This window comes from Allorhizobium sp. GW101-3B10, assembly GCF_059424725.1.
Window position 1 is genome coordinate 1,693,641 of record NZ_JBWKZR010000001.1, and the last position, 25,970, is coordinate 1,719,610.

The 25,970-nt window shown below is 61.0% G+C and carries 23 protein-coding genes and 5 pseudogenes; 7 read left to right on the plus strand and 21 right to left on the minus strand.

The genetic code is table 11. The features are described 5' to 3' along the window. Positions 1-10 precede the first annotated feature (10 nt). The 3 genes from AC07Y0_RS08125 to AC07Y0_RS08135 are packed head-to-tail and all read right to left on the minus strand — an operon-like array spanning position 11 to position 3,369. Positions 11-1,231 (minus strand): transaldolase family protein, encoded by a 1,221-nt coding sequence (locus AC07Y0_RS08125; RefSeq protein ID WP_498676197.1) that lies wholly within the window; start codon positions 1,229-1,231, stop codon positions 11-13. Positions 1,232-1,263: 32 nt separating this feature from the next. Continuing rightward, a complete protein-coding gene (locus AC07Y0_RS08130) occupies positions 1,264-2,268 on the minus strand; it encodes an alpha-ketoacid dehydrogenase subunit beta (RefSeq protein WP_498676199.1) in 1,005 nt (334 codons plus the stop codon). A 24-nt stretch (positions 2,269-2,292) separates the two neighbouring features. Then, on the minus strand, positions 2,293-3,369 hold the full coding sequence (locus AC07Y0_RS08135; RefSeq protein ID WP_498676202.1) for a thiamine pyrophosphate-dependent dehydrogenase E1 component subunit alpha: 1,077 nt from the start codon (positions 3,367-3,369) through the stop codon (positions 2,293-2,295). A 388-nt stretch (positions 3,370-3,757) separates the two neighbouring features. Here AC07Y0_RS08135 and AC07Y0_RS08140 point away from each other — a divergent pair, with 388 nt between their 5' ends. Next, a complete protein-coding gene (locus AC07Y0_RS08140; protein WP_498676203.1) occupies positions 3,758-4,669 on the plus strand; it encodes a MurR/RpiR family transcriptional regulator in 912 nt (303 codons plus the stop codon). Positions 4,670-4,709: 40 nt separating this feature from the next. Here AC07Y0_RS08140 and AC07Y0_RS08145 read toward each other — a convergent pair whose 3' ends face one another. The 9 genes from AC07Y0_RS08145 to AC07Y0_RS08185 all read right to left on the minus strand — a co-directional run bounded on the left by AC07Y0_RS08145 (position 4,710) and on the right by AC07Y0_RS08185 (position 14,321). Beyond that, positions 4,710-5,426, minus strand: coding sequence for an HAD-IA family hydrolase (locus AC07Y0_RS08145; protein ID WP_498676205.1), 717 nt, complete (start codon positions 5,424-5,426; stop codon positions 4,710-4,712). Between the two features lie 3 nt (positions 5,427-5,429). Continuing rightward, a complete protein-coding gene (locus AC07Y0_RS08150; RefSeq protein ID WP_498676207.1) occupies positions 5,430-6,311 on the minus strand; it encodes a class II fructose-bisphosphate aldolase in 882 nt (293 codons plus the stop codon). 338 nt (positions 6,312-6,649) lie between these two features. Further along, entirely contained in the window at positions 6,650-8,371 is a 1,722-nt protein-coding gene (locus AC07Y0_RS08155; RefSeq protein ID WP_498676209.1) for an ABC transporter substrate-binding protein, read from the minus strand. Between the two features lie 83 nt (positions 8,372-8,454). Then, entirely contained in the window at positions 8,455-8,736 is a 282-nt protein-coding gene (locus AC07Y0_RS08160) for a DUF2160 domain-containing protein (protein ID WP_498676211.1), read from the minus strand. A 10-nt stretch (positions 8,737-8,746) separates the two neighbouring features. Then, positions 8,747-9,646, minus strand: coding sequence for a carbohydrate ABC transporter permease (locus tag AC07Y0_RS08165; RefSeq protein WP_498676213.1), 900 nt, complete (start codon positions 9,644-9,646; stop codon positions 8,747-8,749). Between the two features lie 10 nt (positions 9,647-9,656). Continuing rightward, positions 9,657-10,523 carry a carbohydrate ABC transporter permease gene (locus AC07Y0_RS08170; protein WP_498676215.1) on the minus strand — a complete coding sequence of 289 codons (867 nt, stop codon included), beginning with the start codon at positions 10,521-10,523 and terminating at the stop codon, positions 9,657-9,659. A 2-nt stretch (positions 10,524-10,525) separates the two neighbouring features. Then, positions 10,526-11,614 (minus strand): ABC transporter ATP-binding protein, encoded by a 1,089-nt coding sequence (locus tag AC07Y0_RS08175; RefSeq protein WP_498676217.1) that lies wholly within the window; start codon positions 11,612-11,614, stop codon positions 10,526-10,528. Between the two features lie 7 nt (positions 11,615-11,621). Then, the gene (locus tag AC07Y0_RS08180) at positions 11,622-12,704 is read right to left on the minus strand and encodes an ABC transporter ATP-binding protein (protein WP_498676219.1); all 1,083 of its coding nucleotides are present in this window, start codon (positions 12,702-12,704) and stop codon (positions 11,622-11,624) included. 48 nt (positions 12,705-12,752) lie between these two features. Further along, entirely contained in the window at positions 12,753-14,321 is a 1,569-nt protein-coding gene (locus AC07Y0_RS08185) for an FGGY-family carbohydrate kinase (RefSeq protein ID WP_498676222.1), read from the minus strand. A 270-nt stretch (positions 14,322-14,591) separates the two neighbouring features. Between AC07Y0_RS08185 and AC07Y0_RS08190 the strand changes: the two genes are divergently transcribed. From AC07Y0_RS08190 to lipA, 3 genes are all read left to right on the plus strand, one after another. Next, positions 14,592-16,301 (plus strand): glycerol-3-phosphate dehydrogenase/oxidase, encoded by a 1,710-nt coding sequence (locus AC07Y0_RS08190; protein ID WP_498676225.1) that lies wholly within the window; start codon positions 14,592-14,594, stop codon positions 16,299-16,301. Positions 16,302-16,362: 61 nt separating this feature from the next. Beyond that, on the plus strand, positions 16,363-17,124 hold the full coding sequence (gene tpiA, locus AC07Y0_RS08195) for a triose-phosphate isomerase (protein WP_498676228.1): 762 nt from the start codon (positions 16,363-16,365) through the stop codon (positions 17,122-17,124). 36 nt (positions 17,125-17,160) lie between these two features. After that, entirely contained in the window at positions 17,161-18,135 is a 975-nt protein-coding gene (lipA, locus tag AC07Y0_RS08200; protein WP_498676230.1) for a lipoyl synthase, read from the plus strand. A 75-nt stretch (positions 18,136-18,210) separates the two neighbouring features. On the opposite strand, the pseudogene AC07Y0_RS08205 reads toward lipA, so the two are convergent. Further along, positions 18,211-18,780, minus strand: a pseudogene (locus AC07Y0_RS08205) (IS3 family transposase); the annotation flags it as partial. Here AC07Y0_RS08205 and AC07Y0_RS08210 point away from each other — a divergent pair. Further along, positions 18,772-18,986: pseudogene (locus AC07Y0_RS08210) on the plus strand (type I secretion system permease/ATPase); the annotation flags it as partial. The pseudogenes AC07Y0_RS08205 and AC07Y0_RS08210 sit on opposite strands and share 9 nt — an antisense overlap. Here the strand turns inward: AC07Y0_RS08210 and AC07Y0_RS08215 are convergent. The 4 genes and pseudogenes from AC07Y0_RS08215 to AC07Y0_RS08230 all read right to left on the minus strand — a co-directional run. After that, positions 18,921-20,177: a hypothetical protein gene (locus tag AC07Y0_RS08215; protein ID WP_498676232.1), complete on the minus strand. Its 1,257-nt coding sequence runs from the start codon at positions 20,175-20,177 to the stop codon at positions 18,921-18,923. The pseudogene AC07Y0_RS08210 and the gene AC07Y0_RS08215 sit on opposite strands and share 66 nt — an antisense overlap. Further along, on the minus strand, positions 20,174-20,542 hold the full coding sequence (locus tag AC07Y0_RS08220; protein WP_498676234.1) for a hypothetical protein: 369 nt from the start codon (positions 20,540-20,542) through the stop codon (positions 20,174-20,176). The genes AC07Y0_RS08215 and AC07Y0_RS08220 overlap by 4 nt, the downstream gene beginning before the upstream one ends. Positions 20,543-21,003: 461 nt before the next feature. Beyond that, on the minus strand, positions 21,004-21,372 hold the full coding sequence (locus tag AC07Y0_RS08225; protein WP_498680200.1) for a DUF3313 family protein: 369 nt from the start codon (positions 21,370-21,372) through the stop codon (positions 21,004-21,006). After that, positions 21,364-21,504: pseudogene (locus tag AC07Y0_RS08230) on the minus strand (two-component sensor histidine kinase); the annotation flags it as partial. The gene AC07Y0_RS08225 and the pseudogene AC07Y0_RS08230, both read right to left, overlap by 9 nt. A 174-nt stretch (positions 21,505-21,678) precedes the next feature. On the opposite strand from AC07Y0_RS08230, the pseudogene AC07Y0_RS08235 reads away from it, so the two are divergent. Beyond that, positions 21,679-21,792: pseudogene (locus tag AC07Y0_RS08235) on the plus strand (GFA family protein); the annotation flags it as partial. Positions 21,793-21,795: 3 nt separating this feature from the next. Here AC07Y0_RS08235 and AC07Y0_RS08240 read toward each other — a convergent pair. Together AC07Y0_RS08240 and AC07Y0_RS08245 are read right to left on the minus strand one after the other, a co-directional pair. After that, a pseudogene (locus AC07Y0_RS08240) lies at positions 21,796-22,254 on the minus strand (hypothetical protein); the annotation flags it as partial. Then, positions 22,136-23,317, minus strand: coding sequence for a thioesterase domain-containing protein (locus AC07Y0_RS08245; RefSeq protein WP_498676237.1), 1,182 nt, complete (start codon positions 23,315-23,317; stop codon positions 22,136-22,138). The pseudogene AC07Y0_RS08240 and the gene AC07Y0_RS08245, both read right to left, overlap by 119 nt. Before the next feature lie 199 nt (positions 23,318-23,516). Here AC07Y0_RS08245 and AC07Y0_RS08250 point away from each other — a divergent pair, with 199 nt between their 5' ends. Continuing rightward, positions 23,517-23,909, plus strand: coding sequence for a GFA family protein (locus tag AC07Y0_RS08250; protein ID WP_498676239.1), 393 nt, complete (start codon positions 23,517-23,519; stop codon positions 23,907-23,909). Between the two features lie 88 nt (positions 23,910-23,997). Here AC07Y0_RS08250 and AC07Y0_RS08255 read toward each other — a convergent pair whose 3' ends face one another. Both AC07Y0_RS08255 and AC07Y0_RS08260 read right to left on the minus strand, forming a co-directional pair. Then, positions 23,998-24,435, minus strand: coding sequence for a DUF1489 family protein (locus tag AC07Y0_RS08255; RefSeq protein ID WP_498680201.1), 438 nt, complete (start codon positions 24,433-24,435; stop codon positions 23,998-24,000). Positions 24,436-24,498: 63 nt separating this feature from the next. Then, positions 24,499-25,899 (minus strand): L-serine ammonia-lyase, encoded by a 1,401-nt coding sequence (locus tag AC07Y0_RS08260; protein WP_498676240.1) that lies wholly within the window; start codon positions 25,897-25,899, stop codon positions 24,499-24,501. Between the last annotated feature and the right edge of the window lie 71 nt (positions 25,900-25,970).

A 25,970-nucleotide genomic window follows, 5' to 3' on the forward strand; every position in this document is an offset into this window, starting at 1 on the left:
GCTCTCTTTCTCAAGCGACTCGGCGCCGGACGGATTCAACCGACTGAGCGACGAAGTCCACGGTCTTTCGGGTCGCTGCGGCGAACTCGGCGGCCGTCGTGGCGAACGCCCCGAACTGCGCGAATTCCTCCGGCTGCATGCCGTCGAATTCATAGGCCTGCCGGAAATATGGAATGCGCATCAGCTTCTCGATCGTTTCAGCGGGCGCATCTTCGTCGATGGCACGCGGATCGAATTCGGGCAGCCTGTCTTCGGCCTGCATCAACTGGGCGATGTAACCGGGGGGGCAGGTGTAGACGAAGTCACCGCCGGCCAGCTTGGATATGTGCCAGCTGGAGGCCGTTCCGCCTGGACCCGCATCAGAGACCCGCATGGAGCATTGCAGCATCTTGCTCGGGTGTCCGCGCTCCTTGCCATACCGGTAGGCGCGCTTGAGGACGGCAAGTTCGCCATGCAGAATGTCTTCTGGAGACAGCACAATGCCTCGCGCATCGGCCTGCGCCTTCAGATCGCCGACATTGCCAAGCCTGGCAGACATGTGCGTGATGACGGAACGCCATTTCGACAGATCGACCCCATTGGCCTTCGCCCGTTCCAGACCGCGTGACACGGCATCCATGCAGGCGACATATTGAGGCACGGTGAAGGAGGTCGTGTTGTTGGTCGAAATGCCGCGCGCCGTAAGCTCCTCGATGACTTCGTAACCTTCCTTGGAGCCCGGGATCTTCACCATCACGTTCGGGGCGATCTCGGCAAGCTGCAGGCCCTGTTCGAGCATGCGCGCCCGGTTGGTGACGAACCGCGGATCAACCTGGCCCGACACGAGACCGTATTTTCCGCCGGACACCTCATAGACCTTGCGGATCATTGCCGCCCCGCGACGAACCACGTCGAGATAGATATTCCAGTAGATACTTTCGATGTCGTCCGATCCGCTGGCAGTCGCCAGACTGCGGATTTCATCAGCCCAGAAAGCCGGGTCGGCCTGAATTGCCTGCAATGAAAGCGGCGGGTTGGTGGTGACACCGCGAAATCCCATCTCGCCGGTTGCCGACACGTGCTCCGCATCGAAAAGGCGCGTGAGTTGCGCCTCCCAGTCGGTGCGTTTCTCCGCCGGTGCATCCTTCAGGACCGAAGCCTTCCACCCCGAATAGATCATTGGAGACGAGTCCCACCAGATCTCACAGTCTGGATTGGTCGCGGCAAGTTTTTCCAATACGTTCATAGACATCGAACTATCCTGTCTCGTTCGGAGAACCTTGGTCATTCAGCAGCAAGAGCGAAAGACGTGGCGTGCAGTGTGCGACGGGAAGCAACGACAATGTCGTCGACCTGCGGAACGCTGGCCTTCTCAAGCTCGAGGTTGAACGGAACGGGAATGTTGAGACCGGCGACGATTTCAATCGGCGCATCGAGATCGTAGAAGGCTTCGGCCTGAATGATGGAGGCGATGTCAGAAGCGACGCCGCCCCGGCGGACGGCTTCCTGGACGATCACAACCCTGTTCGTCTTGGCAACCGAGGTGAGGATCATCTCCTTGTCGAGCGGCACCAGGGTGCGCGGATCGAGCACTTCGGCATCAATGCCCTCCTCGGCGAGCTTTGCCGCGGCTTCGAGGGCGCGCGGGATCATGTTGGACCAGGCGATGATCGTCACGTCCTTCCCTGCCCGCTTGATGTCGCCCTTGCCGAACTCGATGACATGCTCGCCGTCGGGCACCATGCCCTTGGTCATGTAGAGGTGCTTGTGCTCCAGGAACATGACCGGATCTTCCTGACGCAAGGCGTATTTCAGAAGACCCTTGGCGTCGGAAGGCACCGACGGCATGACGACCTTGAGACCGGGAATGTGATAGAAGAGAGCCTCGAGGCTCTGCGAATGCTGCGCTGCCACGCCGCCGCCTGTGCCGCCCTGGGTGCGCATGACGAATGGGACGCGGCCCTCACCGCCGGTCATCAGACGAAACTTAGCCGCCTGGTTGACCAGCATGTCCATGCCCAGCATGGCGAAGTCGACATACAGGATTTCAACGATGGGACGCGCACCGGCAATCGCTGCCCCGACACCGACGCCAATCATACCCGCCTCGGCGATCGGCGTGTCTCGGACACGTTTTGCTCCATACTTGTCCAGCAGGCCCTCGGTCACCTTGTAGGACCCGCCACGCTCGGCAATGCCCTCACCGATGATGAAGACCGAACTGTCGCGTCCCATTTCCTCGTCGATCGCCTCACGCAGGGCGTCACGGTACATAAGCTCTCTAGCCATCTTCTTTTCCTCTCTCCCGGAAGCTCAATAGGCGGCGGCGAATTCGCGGAAGTCCGCAATCGTCACCTCACCGCTTGCCTTCGAAAACTCGACCGCAGCCTCGAATTCCTCACGGATCTCGTTTTCGATCGCATCGATTTCAGACTGGTCGATGCCGGACATTTCAGTCAGCGCGTTACGGGCACGGTCGACCGGATCGCGCTCCTTGTAGTAGGCGAGCTGGTCGGCCGGCATGTACTTGCCGGGATCGTTCACGTGATGGCCCATGTGGCGGTAGGTCTTGGCCTCGATGAGGATCGGGCCTTCGCCACGGCGGCATTTTTCCACCGCATCCTTCGTCATGTTGTAGACGGCCAGCGGATCGTTGCCATCAACCTGATGGCTCTCGACACCGATTGCCAGGCCGCGCTTGTAAAGGTCCACTTCGCGGGTCGATTCCTCGATCTTCGTCGACACGGCGTACTGATTGTTTTCGACGACCAGCACGAATGCCAGGTTCCAGATGGCCGCGAGATTGAGAGATTCCATGAAGGTGCCGTTGTTTGATGCACCGTCCGTCGTGAATGTCACGGTGACCGCATCCGACCCCTTGATCTGCGAGGCCAGTGCGGCACCAACGCCGAGCGGTGTGCCGGCACCCACGATTCCGTTCGCGCCCAGATTGCCGGCCTTGATGTCGGCAATATGCATGGAGCCGCCATATCCACGGCAATAGCCGGTATCCTTCTGGAGAAGCTCGGCGACCATCTTGTTGATGCTGGCGCCCCAGGCAATGCAATGGCCGTGACCGCGATGGGTCGAGGCAATGTAGTCACCGTCCTGCAGCGCGGCGCACACTCCGGTCGCGATGCCCTCCTGCCCAAGATAGGGGTGGAAATAGCCGCGGATGAGACCCTGGCGATACAGCTTGATGCCCTCGGTCTCGAAAACGCGGATCTTATAAGCCGTTCTGAAAAGTTTTTCCAGAAGCTCCCGAGATGGGGCGTTGGCCTTGCTGGAGTGTGCTGACATGAATGCTCTTCTCCCCAAAATGGTTGGTTGTTTCTTGATGAGATGCGTTCTAGCACTCCGCTGCAAAGCTGTCGAGAAAATTTTCTTCATAATTATCGAGGAGCAGAAAATTGCCTCGCAAGCGCAATTCTGGACACATTTTCCGCATAACATGCTGATATTACATTGTAAAATTGTGCGACGGTGGAGCAAATTTCCATCTGACAATACACTAAGTGCAATTCTCCATCGTCATTGGACGTCCATTTTCTCTATTTCAGAAAATTCCTTTCCTATTTTTTCCGGCCAAATTTTGCGGAGCGTCGCCGCCTGTCTTGCGCCTCCATCGGGCTCCCAAGGACCGACCCGCCGAGCCGAACACGCCGAGCATGGAAAAGAATTTTGAACATTCGGGTGAAAACTTTTATTCTCGGGGAAAAAGTGCTAGAAACAGGACGCTGCCGCCATGGCAGCGTGTATCGTGAAAATGGAATCCCGCATGACTGAGCCTCGCCAGCTTTCCGACCTTCAGCAAAGCGATCTTCTTGAACGGATCCAGGAGCGGTATGGCACCCTGCGGAAGTCAGAACGGATCGTGGCCGACTTTCTGCGCAACAATGCGGGCAAGCGGCTCGATTCATCGATTACGGAGCTCGGCCGCAATCTCGGCGTGAGCGAAGCCACCATCAGCCGCGTCAGTCGCGCGCTCGGCTATGAAGGCTATCCTGACATGAAACTTTCGCTGGCAGAGGGCGCCCGTGCGCGGCGATCCTTTGTCAATCTTCCCCTTGAAATCGATGACAGTGACTCGCTGATCACGACCAGCGGCAAGCTTGCTTCGCTTTTGATTTCGGGCCTGGAAGGCACGCACCGCATGCTGGATGCGCAGCGGCTGGAATTGGCCGTGGAAGCCCTCCGCAAGGCGAAGAAGATCGTCTTCGTCGGGGTCGGCGGCGCTGCCTCGATCTGCGACGAAGCCGCTCATTTGTTCATGAAGGCCGGTTTCGACGCCACCAGCTATCGCGACGGCTACACACAGACGATCGTCGCAGCGACGCTGAAGGCCGATGATGTGATGGTCGGCATCTCGCACAGCGGCACGACCGAGACGGTGACGGATGCACTTCTTCTGGCGCGCGAACGTTCCGCAACGACAATCGCCATTACCAGCAATGCCGGCTCGGAAGTGGCCAAAGCCGCCAGCGTCTCACTAACAACCTGGGGTGCGAGCCAACAGCTTGTGCCCCTCCACGGGGACTTCCTGGAGGGGCGGATCAGTCAGCTTTTTCTGATCGACCTTCTTTATGTGAGCACGCTGTTTCGAACGGGGGAAAAGACGGTTGAAAGCCTTCGAACGACGGGGGCCGCGCTGGAAAAGCGCTACCGTCACCGCAGCCGGGACGTGACCTGACCGGCAAGAGCGTGCCGCCGGTCAGGGCGATGCCGATCCGTCATTCGGCCTGAGTTGCCATCTCGAGCATGGTGCGGCAGGCGGCAATGTCGATGCCCTCATCGAGATCGGCCACGACCCTGTCGGCGAGTTTAAAATCCTCCTCGCCGGTATAGGAAGATACCGTCACGATACAGCGCATGCCTGCCGCCTTGGCGGCGCGAAGTCCATTGTTACTGTCCTCGATAACGACGCATGCTGCGGGCGACAGTCCTAGTGTCGTGGCGGCGAGGTTGTAGATGTCTGGTGCCGGCTTCTTGGCGGCAACCACATCTCCGGCAAAGACGCTGATCTTGCCGGATCGTTGTGGGCCGAGCATGACATCGACAACCGACTGGACCGCCCTCTCGTTTGATGTCGAGCAGACCGCAAGCGTGACCCCGGCCGCTATGGCTTCGTCCACGATCCGCTGAATTCCAGGACGCAAGGGCAGCGCACCGGCACTGATCAGGGCCATGAAGAGATCGGTTTTCAGCCTATGGATACGGTTGATCAGCGCATCGCGGTCGGGAAACTCGGATGGCCATCCGGCTTCATCGAAATGCCGCCGCATCCTTTCCTTGCCACCCGCCGTCAGCAGCAATTGCCCATAGCGTTCAACGCTCCACTCGCAATTGATGCCCAGTTCCGCAAAGGCCTGATTGAAGGCAACACGATGGCCGTCACGCTCAGTGTCGACAAGCACGCCGTCGCAGTCGAAGATCAATGCCTGCATCATCGCTCAACCCACCATACCGGCGGCCTGCGCCGCCTTGCCGCGGGAGCCGAATGCGGTGATCATGTCGCAGACATCTCGCTTCATCGCATCATACTGACCGACAATGAACGGCAGGGGCTCTTCCAGCTTCGGCTTCGCCTGCCGCACGCCCAGGAAACCTTCGATGAAGCGAAGCTTGTGCATGGTGGAGATATTGACCTTGGCGCAACCACCCGAGATGCATCGGTCGAATTGTTCCTGGCTGAGGCCCGTGCCACCATGCAGCGCGATCGGAATGCCGACTGCGCCGGAAATTCTCTCGAGCAGATCATAGGCAATCTTCGGCTGACCTTTGTACACGCCGTGCGCGGTACCGATGGCAGGCGCGAAAACCGCAAGGTTCGGCATGTTCTTCACGAATTCGAGGCATTCATCATAATCGGCCAGGATGGCGGAATCCTCGGCAACGAACTTGTCATCCTCGACACCGCCGATCGCGCCGATTTCAGCCTCCAGCCCAACGCCAGCGGATTCTGTCAGGCGGTAAATCGCCTCCGATCGGTTGCGGTTCTCGGCAAAGGGCAAGGACGACCCGTCGAACATCACCGACGTCCAGCCTGCGTCGATGCAACGCTTGATGACATCCTCGTCGGTGCAGTGATCGAGATGGAGTGCGACAGGGATGTCGACGTCCTCCGCCATCATGCGCACCCATGTGGCAATCGGCTTGAAGCCCCAGTGCTTAATCGTCTTGACGGACACCTGAACAATGATCGGCGCCTGCAACTCTGCCGCCCCGTCGACGATCGAACGCGCACTGTTGTAGTCAATCATGTTGAAGGCGGCGATCCCATAGCCCGCTGCCTGCGCCCGCCTCAACATCGGCCCCATCGTTACGAATGCCATGCTCCTGCCCATCCTGTGAATATCGTTGGAAACCTCGACCGGGCAGTTGGCTGCCAAGGGGCTACAGGTCAACAGCGACCCTTGATGAGATTGATATCAAATTCAGATTTTTTGTAAATAATTTTCTACGTAGGCGCAGCCCAAAAATCTCCAAAAATTTCAACATTTACAATTATTTTCTGGCGCATCACGGTGTAAGAAGCGCGGAAATTTCGCCTTGCAGACGAGCAGATCATTGGCTATCTGGAAATTCTTTCCCCTGGTTTGACGGATGCAAAAAAACGCCCGGACGCATGGCCTCCGGGCGTTCTGGTTTCGATTTCAAACGGAGGCGGCGCTTACTTCTGCCAGCTCTTGACCAGTTCGTCGTAGTTGACGGTGACCGGCTTTTCCTTCTCGTTCTCGACCTTCAGCTGCGGCGCAAGGTTGCCCTTGGCAACAGCATCGGCATTCCACTCTTCGAGGGTCTTTTCCTCGGCGAGTGCCGGACCGATGTCACCCTGGACGCCGGCGCGTTCGAGACGCTGCAGGACCTTTTCCTGCTCGGCGCAGAGCGAGTCCATGGCTTCTTGAGCGGTCTTTGCGCCTGAGGATGCATCGCCGATCGCCTGCCACCACAGCTGTGCCAGCTTCGGATAATCCGGGATGTTCGTGCCCGTCGGCGACCACTGAACGCGGGCCGGCGAACGATAGAACTCGATCAGGCCGCCAAGCTTCGGAGCGCGCTCGGTGAAGCTCGGATGCTGGATCGTCGATTCGCGGATGAGCGTCAGGCCAACCTGGCTCTTCTTCACGTCCACGGTCTTCGAGGTGACGAACTGCGCGTAGAGCCAGGCGGCCTTGGCGCGGTCGTCCGGGGTCGACTTCATCAGCGTCCAGGAACCGACGTCCTGATAACCGAGCTTCATGCCGTCCTTCCAGTAGACGCCGTGCGGGCTCGGAGCGAAGCGCCACTTCGGCGTGCCGTCCGCGTTGACCACCGGCAGGCCTTCCTTGACGAAGTCGGCCGTGAAGGCGGTGTAGGTGAACATCTGCTGGGCGACGTTGCCCTGGGCAGGCACCGGACCGGCTTCACCGAAGGTCATGCCCTGCGCTTCCGGCGGAGCATAGGCCTTCAACCAGTCGAGATACTTCTGGATGGCATAAACCGAAGCCGGGCCATTGGTATCACCACCGCGGGCGACGCAAGAGCCGACCGGCTGGGACTTTTCGTTGACCTTGATGCCCCATTCGTCGACCGGCAGGCCGTTCGGCAGGCCCTTGTCGCCGTTGCCGGCCATAGAGAGCCAGGCGTCGGTGAAGCGCCAGCCGAGCGACGGGTCCTTCTTGCCGTAGTCCATGTGACCGAAAACCTTCTTGCCGTCGATTTCTCGACCGGTGAAGAATTCGGCGATGTCTTCATAGGCAGACCAGTTGACCGGAACGCCGAGGTCGTAGCCGTACTTCGCCTTGAAGTCGGCCTTGTTCTTCTCGTCATTAAACCAATCGTAGCGGAACCAGTAGAGGTTGGCGAACTGCTGGTCGGGCAGCTGGTAGAGGTCGCCGTCCGGTGCGGTGGTGAATTTGGTGCCGATGAAGTCGTCGAGGTCGAGACCGGGATTGGTCACGTCCTTGCCTTCGTTCGCCATCCACTTGGTGAGCGAACGGGCCTGCTGGTAGCGCCAGTGGGTGCCGATCAGATCGCTATCGTTGACATAGGCGTCGTAGATGTTCTCGCCCGACTGCATCTGGGTCTGCAGCTTTTCGACAACGTCGCCTTCGCCGATCAGGTCATGGGTGATCTTGATGCCGGTGATGGCTTCGAAGGCGGGCGCCAGGACCTTGGATTCATATTCATGCGTGGCGATGGTTTCGGAGACCACCTTGATTTCCATGCCGGCAAAGGGCTTCGCGGCATCGACGAACCACTGCAGTTCGGCTTCCTGGGCGGCGCGGTCGAGTGTCGACAGGTCGCCGATCTCCGTGTCCAGGAATTTCTTCGCCGCGTCCATGTCGGCGAATGCCACGCCGGTCATGGCGAGCAGCATCGTCGCCGTCGTCGTTAAAAGGTGCTTTCGCATAGTATCCTCCCTAAGGTTGCGATTGCAGACGTTTCCAGTCGTCAGGATGGCAGCCTCCCGCCGCCATCCGCCGTTGTCTTGCTTTACACGTAGCGAAATACGCCGATGGCGTAGACCACGGACAAAGCGAGAGCCCACCACAGGTTCGGCCCAATGAGGCCGAGCCAAGCGAGATGAATGAAGGCGGAGCCGAGCAGCGAGACGAAGAGGCGATCGCCCCGAGTCGTTTCAAAGCGCAGCACGCCGGCGCGCGGATTGCCTCCGGGCGATAGATATTCCCAGACCGCCATCGAGAAGATCAGGGTGAAGATTGCGATGAAGAACAGCGCCGTCGGCAGCGTCCATGCCATCCATGTGAAGTTCATCGAAGCCTCCTCAGACGCGGCCCAGGGCAAAGCCCTTGGCGATGTAGTTGCGGACGAAATAGATGACGAGCGTGCCCGGGATGATGGTGAGCACGCCGGCGGCGGCCAGTACGCCCCAGTCCATGCCCGAGGCGGAGACCGTGCGCGTCATGATGGCGGCGATCGGCTTGGCGTCGGTGGTGGTCAACGTGCGGGCAATCAGGAGTTCGACCCAGGAGAACATGAAGCAGAAGAAGGCGGCGACGCCGATGCCCGATGCGATCAGCGGGATGTAGATCTTCACGAAGAATCGCGGGAAGGAATAGCCGTCGATATAGGCCGTCTCGTCGATTTCCTTCGGCACGCCGGACATGAAACCTTCCAGGATCCAAACCGCGAGCGGCACGTTGAACAGGCAGTGTGCCAAGGCAACTGCGATATGTGTGTCGATCAGGCCGAAGGCGGAATAGAGCTGGAAGAATGGCAGCGCGAAGACGGCGGGCGGTGCCATGCGGTTGGTCAAGAGCCAGAAGAACAGGTGCTTGTCGCCGAGGAAGCGGTACCGCGAAAAGGCATAAGCCGCAGGAAGCGCTGCCGCAACCGAGATCACCGTGTTGAGGCACACATAGATGATCGAGTTGATATAACCCTTGTACCACGACGGATCGGTGAAGATTACCATGTAATTGTGCAAGGTCGGCGATTGCGGATACAGCGAGACGCTGCTCATGATCTCATTGTTGGTCTTGAAGCTCATGTTGACCAGCCAGTAGATCGGCAGCATGAGGAAAAGAATGTAAAGGGTTGGCACTAACCAGGCGAAGCCGATCTTGGCGGGGCGTATCGGCAAGGGAAGCCTATCGTGAGGGCGTGCGATCGCCGGGGTTGTGCCTGTCTGCACGGTCGACAAATCAGATACGTGAGTGTTCATGACGCTCTCCTCAGCTGGCGGCGTCGCTGCTTGTCATCACGGTGTAGAAGACCCATGAAAACAGCAGGATGATCAGGAAGTAGATGATGGACATCGCAGCTGCCGGACCGAGATCGAACTGGCCGACGGCCATCTTGACGAGGTCGATCGACAGGAAGGTGGTGGCAGAGCCCGGTCCGCCTCCCGTGACGACAAAAGGCTCGGTGTAGATCATGAAGCTGTCCATGAAGCGAAGCAGCACGGCGATCAGAAGCACGCGCTTCATCTTCGGCAGCTGGATATAGCGAAAGACAGCCCAACGCGACGCGCCGTCGATCTTGGCGGCCTGATAGAAACTGTCAGGGATGGAGACGAGACCGGCATAGCAGAGCAGCACGACAAGGCTGGTCCAGTGCCAGACGTCCATGATGATGACGGTGATCCAGGCATGCAACGGGTCTGACGCGTAGTTGAAGGGAAATCCCATTTGTGCCAACCCGTAGCCGACTAGACCGATATCGGCGCGACTCAGCAATTGCCAGATGGTACCGACTACATTCCACGGGATGAGCAGCGGCAATGCCATGAAGATGAGGCAGAACGGAACGCCCAAACCCCTTTTCGGCATGTTCAGGGCGATGAAGATGCCGAATGGGATCTCGATCACCAGAATGACGCTGGAGAAGAAGAGATTTCGTCTGAGCGCGTCCCAGAAGCGGTCTGAATCGAGAACATCCGTGAACCACTGTGTTCCGGCCCAGAAGAACTCGTTGTTTCCAAAGGTGTCCTGAACGGAATAGTTCACCACGGTCATCAGCGGGATGACGGCCGAGAAGGCAACCAGCACCAGCACCGGCAGCACCATGAACCACGCCTTGTTATTCCAGGTTTTCTGCATGGTCATTTCCCTCCGTTAGCCGCCGATGAATGGGCGACCCGCCAAGAATCCGCGTAAATGTTTATGGCCGCAGGATCGAAGGTAACCTTCGCATCTACCGGGATTTCGCCGTCCTCGCGCAGGACAATGGCAATCGGCTGTGCGCCGAACTGAGCGCGCACGATCTTCTGCCGTCCGATATCCTCGACCTTCGATATCGTGACCGGCATGCCTTCGCGTCCCAGACGTACGAATTCCGGGCGAATGCCCAGTTCGATCTTCGACTGACCGGCAAGCTTCGGCACACCCGGGAGCGCAATTGCCTGATCGCCTACGGTGGCCGTCGCCCCGCTGATTTTCGCGGACATCACATTCATGCCGGGCGAGCCGATGAAGTAGCCGACGAAGGTGTGGCTCGGGCGTTCGAACAATTCCGCCGGCGTCCCGATCTGGACGATCTGGCCGTCATACATGACGACGACCTTGTCGGCGAAGGTGAGTGCCTCGGTCTGGTCATGCGTGACATAGACCATGGTAAATCCGAACTGCTTGTGAATGAGCTTCAGCTGCGAACGCAGGACCCATTTCATGTGCGGATCGATGACTGTCAGCGGTTCGTCGAACAGGATGGCGCTGACGTCGGAGCGGACGAGGCCCCGGCCGAGCGAGATCTTCTGCTTCTGGTCCGCGGTCAGGCCGCGCGCCTTCTTCTTCGCCCAGTCGGACAAGCCGATCATCTCGATGATCTCGCGAACGCGACGGTCCACCTCCGGCTCGGCAATCTTGCGATTGCGCAGGGGAAAGGCGAGATTGTCGTAAACCGTCATCGTGTCGTAGATGACCGGAAACTGGAAGACCTGGGCAATGTTCCGCTCCTGGGTCGACAGGTTGGTAACATCCTTGCCGTCGAACAGGATCCTGCCCTCAGAGGGCTGGACCAAGCCGGAAATGATGTTGAGCAGCGTGGTCTTGCCGCAACCGGAAGGACCGAGCAGGGCATAGGCACCGCCGTCGTTCCATTCGTGATGCACTTCCTTCAAGGCATAGTCGTTCGGATTGGAAAGGCGAAGGCCATAGGCATGGCGAATATGCTCGAGATTGATGCGTGCCATTTTGTCCTCACGCTGCTTTTCGGATGGTACCGGCTATCGCATTGCCATCCGCGCCGAATGCCACCAGATGCCGGGTATCGATGAAGAGGCTGACTTCGGTGTCGGCTTCGATATCGTGGATGCCATGCACCAGCATCACCCAGCGCTGGTCACCAAATGCAACATGGATGAAGCTCTCCGAGCCTGCGATTTCCGAGATGATGGTGCGGGCCTTGAGCTCCGATGCAGTCTCATGCGGCCGCCGTAGCGACAGGTGGTGCGGCTGGAAGGCGATGGTGTAATGCCCGTCCGCGATCTCGGAGAGGTGGGCAGGGACCGGGATAATCTGCTCGCTGCCACGACACAGCCCGCGGCCTATTTTGGTGAGCTCAACGATGTTCAATGGCGGGTCGGCGAACGTGCGCGCCGAGACCAGATCGGCCGGATTGCGATAGACGTCGATCGTCTTGCCGAACTGGGTGATTCGACCATGCGACAGTGTCGCCGTGTTGCCACCAAGTAGAAGCGCTTCGGAAGGCTCTGTCGTCGCGTAGACAAAGATGGCGCCGGACGCGGCAAAGATCTTCGGCAGTTCTTCACGCAGTTCCTCGCGCAGCTTGTAATCCAGATTGGCAAGCGGCTCATCGAGCAGGACCAGGCTCGCATTCTTGACGATCGCCCGGGCGAGTGCGGTGCGCTGCTGCTGACCGCCTGACAGGCTGAGCGGCGTGCGCTCGAGATAGGGCGTCAGTTTCAGCAGTTCGGCTGCCTTGCGTACCTCGCGGTCGACGGTCGCCTTGTCCTTGCCGGCAATGCGCATTGGCGAAGCGATGTTCTCATAGACGGTGAAGGCCGGATAGTTGATGAACTGCTGGTAGACCATCGCCACCTTGCGCTGCTGAACCGGCATGCCTGTCACATCCTGGCCGTCGAAGCGGATGGTGCCCGTCGTCGGTTTGTCCAGTCCGGCCATCAGCCGCATCAGCGAGGTCTTGCCCGACAGGGTCGGGCCGAGCAACACGTTCAGCGTGCCCCGCTGCAGGGCAAGGTTGGTCGTATGAATATGCGTCTCACCGCCTTCAACCTTGGAAATGTCGTTCAGTTCAAGCATATGTCGCAACACCTTCTGTCAGCATCAATCCGGCTCTTGCAGGCCATGTCAGACGGCCACAGCCTGAAGGGATGGACTGTGTTCGCAATGCGTGTCCTCCACTCCCTGGGTTTGCGTCCATAGCGGAGCGACGACATCGATTGCGGCCCGATAGATCTTGTATTTCGCCGTCAGGAGCTTTGCCCGCACGGGGTCCGGCTCGAAACGCTGATCGATCCGAACCATGGCCGCAATGGCTGTCGGTATGTCGGGATAGATGCCGGTTGCGACTGAGGCGCATATGGCTGCACCTTTGGCCCCGAATTCCGTACCATTGGCGATTTCGATCGGAAGCCCAAGGCCATCGGCAAACATCTGCGCCCAGACGGCGCTTCGCGAAGGCCCGCCGGCCAGACGGATGACCTTTGGGTCCGCCGCATCCGGCCCGGACAACAGAAAGGACATATCGTGGCGGTGGGCGAAAACCACGCCCTCATAGACGGCACGGATGATGTCGGCCAGCGATACGCCAGCCTTGAGCCCCAGAAAGCCGGCCGGGGCACCCTGCGGGCCATCATAGAGGAAGGGAAAGAAGAGAATATTGTTGTTGCGCGCCAGCGCACTCGCCACCAGATCGTTACAGATGTCATAGACACTGCGCCCTTCCAGCAGGGCCTGGTGGGCTTCAGCCGAGAGCATGGTCTTGCACAGCCATTCGAGATTGCTGGCCGAGGTTGGCGTCGCGGTCGTTGCCAGATACTGTCCTGCCACCGGATAGGGAGTCTGGATCGTCGGCAGCGGGTCGTGCGCCGGGGAAGCGTGGACGGTCGAATGTATGCTGAACGTGCCGGCGACAGCGGCCAGTTGATCAGGCCGCTCGACGCCGGAGGCCATGGAACAACCGATGACGTCATAGACGCCACGCACCACCGGAGTTCCGGTCCGCAGGCCCGTCTGGCTGGCGGCTCTTTCACTCACCCCACCGACGACTTCGACACTGGGGCCGATCGGCGGGAGCTTGTCCAACCATGCCGTGATCCCGGCCTCCTCAAAGGCCTCCCGGGAAACCTCCGAACGAGTGACGTTGATGATGCCCGAGCATCCGGCATCCGTCGGATCGGTCGAGATGTCGCCACACAGGCGCATGCGCAGGAAGTCCTTGCACGACATCACAAAGGCCGTACGGCGCACGGTCTCCGGCTCATTTTCCTGCATCCAGGCCAAGATGGGCAAGGTTTGGCCGGGCCAGATCTGCTGTTCTATGTGTCGTGATACTGCAGCCGCACGGCCAGAAGCGGTCCAGCGAGCAATCAAGGGGATGGTGCGTGTATCGGTGGAGACCAGGGCATTCCGAACCGGTACGCCATCCTTGTCGACCAGATAGACGCCACCGCCATAGCCCGAGGGGGTTACGGCAACGATATCGGCTGGATCGGTCCCGGTCTTTTCGAGCAGGATGCCTATGCACTCACAGGCGGCCTCCCACATTTTGTCTGCGTCGCGTTCGGTCCAGCCTTCCTGCGGCAACAGCATGACATTCGTCCGCCGCTCGCTGCCGACCTCGTTTCCATTCAGGTCGAACAGGACGACTTTCGTCATCGTTCCACCGGCGTCAATGCCCATAAGGCGCTCGCGCATGGCCCACTCCTCCTCCAACCCGGTGCGCACCGTCTCCTTCGGCGCGCAGGGAAGTGGCTCCCCGTCCGGTATCTTCCTCTGAAGCTAGGCTATTTGACCCGAGAAAATTGTCAATCGGATTTGTAAGAAAATTTTACACACACACAATATCATGATTTTCAATGCTTTTTTTAACTTCACTATTTTTTACGCCCTCCTCTTCCCTTCCAAAAGTAATAAATTGACATTATGGAGGAATCCACGGTCTTAATATCAGCAGGGAGAAGGATCATGCGCAACCGCGACGAGGTCTTGCAGCAGCTCAGGACGATATCGAATGGCCCCGCCCCCATCCTGATTATCGGTGGCGGAATCAATGGAATTGGACTCTATCGCGATCTGGCGCTGCAAAACGTACCTGCCATCCTGATCGACAAAGGGGACTTTTCGTCCGGGACAAGCGCGGCACCGTCACGGCTGATCCATGGCGGCCTTCGTTATCTCGAAACTGGCGAATTCGCGCTCGTGCGCGAGTCTGTGGTCGAACGCAATCATCTGATCAGAAACGCCCCGCATCTCGTCAAGCCGATCCCGGTCTGGGTTCCGGCTTTCAACTGGTTCGGCGGCTTGCTGTCCGCCGGCTTGCGGTTCCTCAAACTGAAGAAGACCCCCGGGGCCAAGGGTATCCTTGTCGTCAAACTCGGTCTCGTCTTCTTCGACCGTTTCGGGCGCAAGAACCAGACCATGCCCGCTCACCGGCTGATTTCGAAAAGCGAGAGCAAGCGCCGCATGCCGGGACTGTCCGACAAGGTCTGTGCGGTCGCCGAATACTATGACGCGCGCCTGGTCCATCCGGAGCGCCTCGTTCTCGAACTGGTCAAAGATGCAGAACGCGATTGTCCGCAATCGATCGCTCTTCCCTATGTGTCGCTGGACGGGGCGGATGGCGGTCGGGTGCGATTGAAGGATGAGATCGGCGGCGAGATCTTCACGATAGAGCCGAAACTCGTGATCAATTGTGCTGGCGCCTGGGCGGACGAGGTTGATCGGCGGCTTCACATCGACAAGCGCCTGATTGGCGGAACACGGGGGTCGCACCTGATCATGCATCGTCCCGACCTGGCGCAGCAACTGGGCGACGGTATGCTGTATTTCGAAACGAGGGATTTTCGCGCCTGCCTCGTCTATGCGCTCGATGCAGCCAACATTCTTCTCGGCACGACCGACATCCGCGTTACCGGGCCCGATGGGGCGCGTTGCTCCGACGAAGAGATCGACTATCTGTTCGATGTGCTCGAGCAGGTCCTGCCGGGGGCCAAGGCCCGCAAGGAGGAAATCGTCTTTGCCTATTCCGGCATACGCCCCTTGCCATGGAGCGGCGATGCGGCAACAGGGTCGATCAGTCGCGACCACACCCTTCACGAGTTCGAACCGCAACCGAACCGAACCTTCCCCGTGCTCACGCTTGTGGGTGGCAAATGGACAACCTACCGAGCCTGCGCTGAGCAGATTTGCGATACGATCCTCCAGCGAATCGGCCTGGGTAGACGGGGAACGACCCTGTCGCAGCCGATCGGCGGCGGGCGCGACCTTGCGACAAAACCAAAGGGACGCGACCAGGCAATCAACGAGATCGCCCTCTCATCTGGACTGCCGACGGACGTCGCCGCAACACTTTATCGTCGCTATGGCACAGAGGCACGGAATGTCGCCACGATGATGGCCGAGAGCGGAGCCAAGACTGTCGGCAGCGAGGGCCTTTACTTCCGGGAGGAAATTCGCTGGATCTTGAGACATGAGCGAGTGACACGGCTCGCCGACATTGTTCTGCGCCGAACGCTTCTTCCCTTCGAAAATGCCATCACGCCTGCGATCATTGACGGCCTAGCCACCATAGCCGCCGGCGAACTTGGGTGGAACGATTTGCGGCGGGCTGAAGAGATCACTCACACGACTTCGCTGCTCACGCAACACTACAGGGTCGCCTCGCTGACCCACTAACGACTGCCAGCACGATACGCCCCTCAATCCGAACCGGGTTTGCCAGACAAGGAACAAAGACATGACACCGGGCAACAAGCCGCTGATCGCCGGAAACTGGAAAATGAATGGTCTGCAATCATCTCTCGAGACGCTGACTGTGATTTCGTCCGGGGTATCAGCCTTTGCAGCCAAGACCGATACTCTGATCTGCCCGCCTGCAACCCTTTTGCGTGCGGCCGCAGAGCAATCTGTTGGCACCACGCTTCGGATTGGCGGGCAAGATTGCCACTCCGCTTCCAGCGGTGCCTATACAGGAGAGACCTCGGCAGAGATGATCGCGGACGCAGGCGGCACCTTCGTTATCCTCGGACATTCTGAACGCCGTACCCTTCAGAACGAAACGGACGGCCAGGTGTTGAAGAAGGCCGAAGCTGCCCATGCTGCCGGGCTGGTTGCCATCATCTGCCTGGGTGAAACGGAAGCTGAGAGGACCAGCGGTGAGACCCTGAATGTCCTGGGGCGGCAACTCGAAGGCTCTGTGCCGGACGACGCGACGGCTCGCAATACGGTTATCGCCTATGAGCCCGTCTGGGCGATCGGAACCGGTCTGACGCCGACAACAGCGGATATCCGCGAAGCACACGCTTTCATGCGGGCCGAACTCAGCGTCCGATTCGGGGATGAAGGCAAGAAGATGCGGATCCTTTACGGTGGCTCCGTCAAGGCGTCCAACGCTGCCGAACTGATGGCCATCGACAATGTCGACGGCGCCCTGATCGGCGGCGCTAGCCTGAAGGCTGACGATTTCCTGGCTATCGCCGGGGTATATGAGGCAATCTGAGTCCGTTCGCCGGATATCGTAACAAGGGGCACCGTAATGGTCACCATTCTCGACAGGACGAACCTCGTTCCGGCTCCCGCCGAAGAGAAGCGCGTCCGGCATCCGGAAAAGGCCCATCGCCCGGATACCGAGGTGATGCGCAAGCCGGAATGGATCCGCGTCAAGGCGCCGACGTCGAAGGGCTATGCCGAGACCCGTTCGATCGTGAAGGACAACAAGCTCGTCACTGTGTGCGAGGAGGCGGGCTGCCCGAACATTGGCGAGTGCTGGGACAAGAAGCACGCCACCTTCATGATCATGGGCGAGATCTGCACGCGCGCCTGCGCCTTCTGCAATGTCGCGACGGGCAAGCCGAATGCGCTGGACATGGCCGAACCGGAAAACGTCGCCAAGGCGGTGAAGCAGATGGGGCTCTCCCATGTGGTCATCACCTCGGTCGACCGCGACGATCTGGACGACGGCGGCGCCGAACATTTCGAGAAGGTGATCTTCGCCATCCGCGCGGCGTCGCCGGAAACGACGATCGAGATCCTGACGCCCGACTTCCTGAAGAAGCCCGGTGCTCTCGAACGAGTCGTCGCCGCCAAGCCCGACGTCTTCAACCACAATCTCGAGACCGTGCCGGGCAACTACCTGACGGTGCGTCCAGGCGCACGCTACTTCCACTCGATCCGGCTTCTGCAGCGGGTCAAGGAACTCGACCCGACCATGTTCACCAAGTCCGGCATCATGGTCGGCCTTGGCGAGGAGCGCAACGAAGTGCTGCAGCTGATGGACGACCTGCGCGTCGCCGATGTCGACTTCCTGACGATCGGCCAGTACCTGCAGCCCACCCGCAAGCACCACAAGGTGATGAGCTTCGTTACGCCCGACGAATTCAAGTCCTACGAGACGGTCGCCTATGCCAAGGGCTTCCTGATGGTATCGGCCAGCCCGCTGACCAGGTCGTCGCATCATGCCGGCGACGATTTTGCACGGTTGAAGGCGGCGCGGGAGAAGCGTCTACTCTGAATGGCTTGAAAGGGGTTTGACCTGAGCAGGGGTCGTGAGATCCGAATAGCCCCACGTTTCGTAGACGCCCTCGGGTTACGTTTTCTGCCGGCGCTCGAACTCGTCCGGCGACAGCATTCCGTTCCTGACGTGCTTGCGTTTCGGGTTGTCGAACATTTCGATGTAATCGAACACGTCCTGGCGGGCTTCGCGGCGCGAACGATAGACCCTGCGGCGTATCCGTTCCCGCTTCAGAAGGTTGAAGAAGCTTTCGGCTACCGCGTTGTCGTGGCAGTTTCCACGGCGGCTCATGGAATGAACCAGATTGTGGTGCTTCAGGAACGAAGCCCAGCCCATACTGGTGAACTGGGAGCCTTGGTCCGAGTGGACCAACGCCTGATCCTTCGGCTTGCGTCGCCACACCGCCCTGAGCAGAGCCTGCAGCACGACGTCGGTTGTTTGGCGACTCTGCATCGCCCAGCCGATCACCCGGCGGGAATAGAGATCGATGACGACCGCCAGATAGGCAAACCCCTCGCAGGTCCGGATGTAGGTGATATCCGTCACCCAGGCCTTGTCCGCAGCCTCGACGTCGAACTGCCGGTCAAGCGCATTATCTACGACGACGGAAGGGCGGCCGCCATATTTGCCGGGACGGCGCGTGTGCAGCTGCGGATTGGCGAACACTTCGAAAGTCAGGCGTCAGGTCATGTGCATCACGCGGTTGCGCGCTTGCACTGTTGACTCGGACATCGGGCGATGGATTGCAGCCGCTGCGCGACCTCGACAACGTGCGCGGTTTTCTCTCAGGCAAAGGCCCCACCGCTTTTTTCGACCTTCCCTGGATGCCGTTCTATCTGGGTCGGACCTTCACGACCAGTCTCCGGCAGGTGATCCCGTATGTCGTTTACGAACGACATCGCGGGAAGCGGTCCGGCCGTCATCAGCGAAAAATCGAAGGATGCCCGCCGGTCGCTGTCGAGAACGTATTGGCGATGGACACGCAACAGATCCCGCTTGATCCGCCGGTAGCGTTCCGGCGACAGCATGTGCCTGATACGGATGAAGGCGATTTCGGCCTGGGGGGCATCCGGATGCCCAGCGAGCGCAACCACCTGCGACCTGTAGAAATTGATCGCATCGGTCAGGCACTGGATGTCCAGCCAGGATATTTCCTTCGTGCGCGCGATCACGCCCACCCGAGCCCGCAGCACCTCGGCGGGGCGCAGCAGGGCACATTGCAGAACCGCACCCCCGAGCGTGACGAAGATCACACGCTTTCCCCCGAGCAAGTCGGGTTCCCTTCCGAGCAGCATGCCGAGGACATGGACGGCAACGCTCGAACCCATGCTGTGGGAACTGATGACATATTCGTCCGCCTCCTCGGAAAGCGCCGCCCTCACCGATGCCGCACAGTCCTCGAGCCAGGCGAGGATGTCGGGCCGGTCGAGACGCGCAAGAGCGACGGCCATCTCCCAGTCGGAGAACAGATGCAAGGTGTGAAACCGATCCGACCACGGAAGGAAAATCGAGAAGAAGAAGGCATGGGCAAGCACGAGCGCCAGCGGATAATGCCACGGACCAAGACCAAGCCACTGCGGATAGACGGCCATCGCCAGGCTCGCCGCCATCGCCAGTGCGACGAGCAGGAACGGAAAGACGAAGAACAGGCCGAAGCGCCAGGCATGCCGAAAATAGGCCGCGGCGCCGCTTCCGAGAACGACGCGAGCGGCACTGACGAACCCGAGGGCCAGCCGTCGGGCAAGCGGCCTCCCGTTCAGTTGCTCGACAATGTCGTTGTGGTCGAAGATGTGAATGCGGCTCGTCGTGCGCCACGTTGCGCCCTGACTTGCGACGTCGAAACAGCGGCCGTCGCCGTGGATCGGGCCTATCTCTGCCGCAAACCCCCAGACTGTCGTCGCCTTTCGCAGCGCACGCTCATGACGCTGGCGGTGCCTATGGGCATCCAGCGGCTCGAAACCGGGAAAGTGCAGGACGATCCGCTTGCCGACAGGCTCGGGCGGGCTGGTCTTTGCCTCTGGAATCGCACGCCTCCCGGTCATCGGCTGATGCCCGGCCCAACGAGACCGCATCTGAGGGCGCTCCGGAGCTCGTCCACAAAGGCCGCCCTGTCGCACAGACAACTGCGATCGCCCGTGTGCTCGTCCGCCCATTCGCGGATCGATGCCCGGATATTGACGACCGGCAATCCCGTTATCTGCTGGATCGCGTCGATCGCCTCGGTCGCCGTGACGACCGCGCTGAACCCGCCCAATCGCATGGCCCTCTCGAGTTCTCCCAGAGTACATGCCGTCGTGACTGCAAAGCCTTCCCGGGTCAGGATTTCATTCACGAGCAACAGTCCTCTGGGATTGGACAGGCAGACCAGAACCTGACGTCGGTCCGCCAAGGCGGGATGCATGTACATTGAGAGAATAGCCTCTGAAGCTGTCTGGTGGCTGTCATTAACCCGCTCGACGTCAACTTGTGTTCTATCTTGTTGCGTTTTGTTGCGATCGCCGTTCGGGTCCATGATGATCGGAAGGCATGGGTTGCATGATCAACCGCGAAGAGGCCGAGGCGCTCCGCATCCTGTGAGCGCTGTCACGAAGCAGGAGCGCGAAGTCGGACAGTGACGTGCGGTCGGCACGCAGGACCTGCCGAATGAGCGGATCGCGAAGAATGCGGGAAATGGTGAATTCGGTGTCGGACATCTCGACCTCCATTGGTCCGGAACAGGGTAGAGGGGCCGCATGGACATGCGGTGGCCGAAATCGGACAAGAGGGGGGCATCTTGTTCGATCTTGTTGCGAACAATGGCAGCAGCGCACGAACCGAGAGGCCCGAACGCGGGAACAGGTGTGGGGCGGCCCCGCCCCCTCGCCGCCGTCATCTCAGCTCCGCGACAAGCATGTCGGCCCCCTTCTCGATCCCGACCCTGGACGCTGCGAGGGGGGAGAAGTCTGCCCCCACGTTCATGGCATTCGGATATTGCCTGGTGACGTAGGAACGCAGAAGGTGACCATCCGCGGCATCGTGGATCTCGACCGCGTAGTTCGCCGAGCCGAACATGGAACCCTCCCTGCCCCTGGCCGCCTCGACGCCATTGTAAACGCCGCCCGCCATGTCGAAGCGCGAGAACGGTCCGAGCGCGGGCGTGGGCGTCCTGGCTCCGGTCAGGGTGAGGTGAAGCTTGAGGGTACCGGAACCGGCGCCACTGATCGACCAGGCCCTCGATCCGCCCGCCGGCAGGCCGATCTCGAGCCCCTTGTCATGCCGGCCATAGATGAGCGGCTCCATCGTCGCGGCGACGACGGAAACGAGAACAACCAGGAGGATGGCGAGAACGAGAATCTGCGTGCGGATGGATGCCCGGCGAGGACGTCTCAAGACAACCTCTCCACCGTGGCCGCGAAAAGATAGCCGCGGGGCTCTGTTCGCCAGACACGAAGTTTCCCGCCACTCCACCACACCAGAACGATCTGCACGCCCCGCGCCGGGAAATTGCGGCTTTCGCGGCGTTTGTCGTAAGCTGGATGCCGTTGATCATGGAGGAGGTGCGGCATGGAGACGGTCACCGGCGGTTGTCTGTGCGGCAATGTCCGTCTTGTCGCAACGGGGCGGCCCTACCGGGTCGGCCTCTGCCACTGTCTCGACTGCCGCAAGCATAACGGCGCCGAACGTGCCCGACTGCACCCGGTCGGACGGGCAGCCGGCATTGAAGTTGACGGGCATCCGGGCGCCGGCGTCGCTGCCCTTACGAGCCCGCATGGGCCCGCATGGCCCCGCATGGCCCCGCACCTGGCGGGGAAATAGCCGAGGCGGGCGAAGAATACAAATGCGCTGCACAATCCTGCCCGGAGGGACCACCGGTCGGGCCGACCGAGGCAGTGTGCAAAAAAGAAGCGGCGCGCACTCTGAGCCCAACCGGAGCCAAGCCGGAACTGCGGCAGCCCCGCATCGGACGGGATCGTGTCCTGAAGAGCAGAGGTCGGCCGAACTCCGGCAAAACGGTGGCGGATCAGGCTCGGGTCGAAGCCAGCGGCGACAGCCGGCGACTGAGATCGGCCGCCAGCGCCCTTGCATGACGCCCGACCATGATCGACTGGTGATTACCGGGAACATCCACCCACTCCGCATCCGGCAGGATCCGGTCCCAAATGCGTTTCGGGTCGCAATCGACCGGCGAGCCGCCTTCGGTACGATAGAATACCAGCGGCGCCCGGAAGGACTCCGGGCGATAGAGCCCCTTCATGCGCAGGAGCTGGCACGCGGCCCGTCCATAGGCTGGCGGATAGCCGCCCACCCATTGCGGCACCAGCGTCGGGTAATCCTCACCGCGCGGATCGCGAAAGCGGAAGGACAATCGGCGCAGCCTGCGGCGCCAACAGCCGGGTCGTGGTTCCGGCCCCGGCTCGCCGGGCTCGCCGGGCACGCCGCAGGCCGCCTCGGCGCGCGGCGGCGCCTTTGCCCGGCGCACCGAAACGAAGCGTCCGGCCACAAAGGAAAGCCAGGCGGGCAGCGGCCAGGCATGCTCACTCTGCGGACTGTCGATCAACCCGAGAAAATCGCAGGCCATGCCGTGGGCGTCGAGCGCCCGGGCAAGCTCAAGCGCAACGATGCCGCCGAAGGAATAGCCGACCAGCCGGTATGGCGAGGCAAGACCGGAGGCCTGCAGGGCGGAGAGACAGGCGGCAACCTCGTCGGCCACTTCGGCGGGCTGCGTGGCCGGCCGGTCGAAGGCGCTGAGCGCCATGCCGTAGACCGCGCCCTCGAAGGACAGGGCGTTGACGAAATCCTTCATTTCGAGAAAGCAGCTGACGCCGCCGGCAAAGACCACCAGGCTCCTGGCCCCTGTGCCGCCCTTGATCTCGATCAGTTTCGGAATCGCGCGGAACGACCCGTCCGCCATGGCGCCGGCAAGCGCCGGAACCGTCGGCCAGAGATAGAAGCTGTTGACGTCGAGTTCGATGCCGGTCGCCTGCCAGACAGCATCGATGAAGCGCAGTGCGCGGTTGATGTTGAAGGCGTCGATGAGATGCGTCTGCGGGCCGACCTGCTTTCGCAGCACCTTGGTGGCCAGATCAACGAGCAGCGCCTCGAACCGCAGCGCATCCGCCGGCGGCGCTTGCTCATGCTCGTGCTCCAGTCGTCTTTCGGTCGCCATTGCCAAAGGCACACCCCCGTTTCTCGGCGGCAGCATTGCAGAACTCTCTTTCGCATCGGTTAAGCTCAGACCGCCAACGCTGCCGGCCCGCAAAGCGCCGACCAGGCGGAATGATCGGCCACAGGAGCTACCTGGGGCCGACGCCCCGCGTGAATAAGAGGGCGCGCTTTCGGCAACCCTTGCAGAACCTGCATCGTTGATCCTAGAGTTCGGCCAAGGTTCAAGGAGACTGATCATGGAAACCTATCGCGGTGGCTGCCTATGCGGCAATGTGCGGGTCGTGGCGAGCGGGCGTCCCTACCGGGTGGGCATCTGTCACTGCCTCGACTGCCGCAAGCATCATGGCGCGCTTTTCCACGCCTCGGCGATCTTCCCCGAGGATGCGGTGACGATCGAGGGCGAGACGCGCGACTATGCCGGGCGGTTCTTCTGCCCGCGCTGCGGTTCGCCCGTCTTCGGCCGCAGCGGCGACGTAATCGAGGTGAACCTCGGATCGCTGGATGCACCGGACCAGTTTGTGCCGACCTACGAACTCTGGACCGTCCGCCGCGAATCCTGGCTGCCGCCCTTTCCGCTCACGAGGCACTACGAGCGCAATCGCGATGGGGCGAGCCGCTTTGAGGATTGACATTGGCCGCGGTTGCTCAGTCAGGTGCCAGCGGTGAACGGGTCCCGAACCCAGTTGCCGTAGCGACCGGGATCAGCCGAGCCAACCCTCACAGCAGCCCGAGTTCCGCCAGCTCGCGCTTCAGGTCTTCCGGCATGTCCTCGAGATTGGCGCCCGAGGCGTTGAGGTCTCTCGGGGCGGAATCGGGTTCGAGATAGCGCCAGCCCTGGAACGGGCGGCGGGGGGCGGGCGCGGTTTCGATCACTTCAGGGCCAAGCACCAGTTCGCAGCGGGAAATGCCGTCGGCGCCGGTGAAGGTCTTGATGTCGAGCAGTCTCTGGCGGGCGGCGACCTGGCCCTTGATCACCCAGTAGAGCGATCCGCCGTCGAGCAGCTCGTCCATACGCTTCGGCACCATGCGCGTGACATGGCTCGACTGCGGCTCGAGGCCGGCCGCAACTGCGACCAGCGCGCGCTCGGCGACCCATTCGCGAAGATCGTCGAGGCTGTCGGCGCCGACGCAGAGCTTGATCATGTGCAGTGTCATGGCACCGGTGATAATCCGCTCACCGCCGGCGTCAAGGGCCAAGCGGCCCGCCAACCGCCGCCGTCAGCACTCCACCACATTGACGGCAAGGCCGCCGAGCGAGGTTTCCTTGTATTTCTCGCTCATGTCGTTGCCGGTCTGGCGCATGGTCTCGATGCAGGCGTCGAGCGGCACGAAATGCTCGCCGTCGCCCTTGAGCGCCAGCGAGGCCGCGGTCACGGCCTTGACGGCGCCCAGCGCATTGCGCTCGATGCAGGGCACCTGGACGAGGCCGGCGATCGGGTCGCAGGTCATGCCGAGATGGTGCTCCAGGGCGATTTCGGCGGCGTTCTCGATCTGCTCCGGGCTGCCGCCCATCACGGCCGCCAGCCCCGCCGCCGCCATGGCGGAGGCCGAGCCCACCTCGCCCTGACAGCCGACTTCGGCGCCGGAGATCGAGGCGTTGTGCTTGATGATGCCGCCGATGGCGGCGGCCGTCAGCAGGTAGTCGCGGATGCCGTCCTGGTCGGCATCGGGATGGAAATGCAGGTAGTAGCGGATGGTCGCCGGAACGACGCCGGCCGCGCCATTGGTCGGCGCGGTGACGACGCGGCCGCCGGCGGCGTTCTCCTCGTTGACCGCCATGGCATAGACCGACAGCCAGTCATTGGCGAGCAGCGGGTTCTGCCGGTTGGAGCGCCATTCCTCCTGCAGCTGGTCGTGGATCGAGCGGGCGCGGCGGCGCACGTTCAAGCCGCCCGGCAGACGTCCGTCCTGTTTCAGGCCACGGTCGATGCAGCCGGTCATGGCGTCCCAGATGCGGTCGAGGCCGGCATTGAGCGCCTCGCGGTCCATGACCGCTTCTTCGTTGGCCCGCTTCATCTGGGCGATCGTCAGGCCGGAGCGGCGCGCCATGTCGAGCATTTCCCTGGCCGACGCGAAGGGATAGGGCACCTTGTGGCTGGAGGCCGCCTTCTTGGCCTTCTGCATGGCAAGAAGCTCGGTGTCGGTGACGACAAAGCCGCCGCCGATCGAGTAGTAGATCGTCGTCAAGAGAACGCGCCCGTCCCTGTCGAGGGCGGAGAGCCGCATGCCGTTGGCATGGCCCGAAAGCGGCACCTTCTTGTCGAAGACGAGGTCTTCCTTCGGATTGAAATGATAGGCCGGATGGCCGGGCGGCGCGACCTTGTGGCTGCGCTCGACCTCCTCGACGATGGCGTCCATCCTGTCGGGATCGATGCTGTCGGGCGCCTCGCCGGTCAGGCCGATGATCACCGCCCTGCCCGTGCCGTGGCCGATGCCGGTATAGGCGAGCGAGCCGTGCAGGCTGGCTTTCAGCGCCGCCACCTGGGCGCCGTGCGGCCGCGGCCAACTGTCGGAGGCGATCAGGTCGAGGAAACGATTGGCGGCCGTCATCGGCCCCATCGTATGGGAACTCGAGGGACCCACCCCGATCTTGAACACATCGAAAACCGAAAGGAACATGCCGACTCCGCCTTGCTCGGGCTGATTTGCCACAGGCTAGAATAACATGAATGGCGAATGCGGCGACGGAC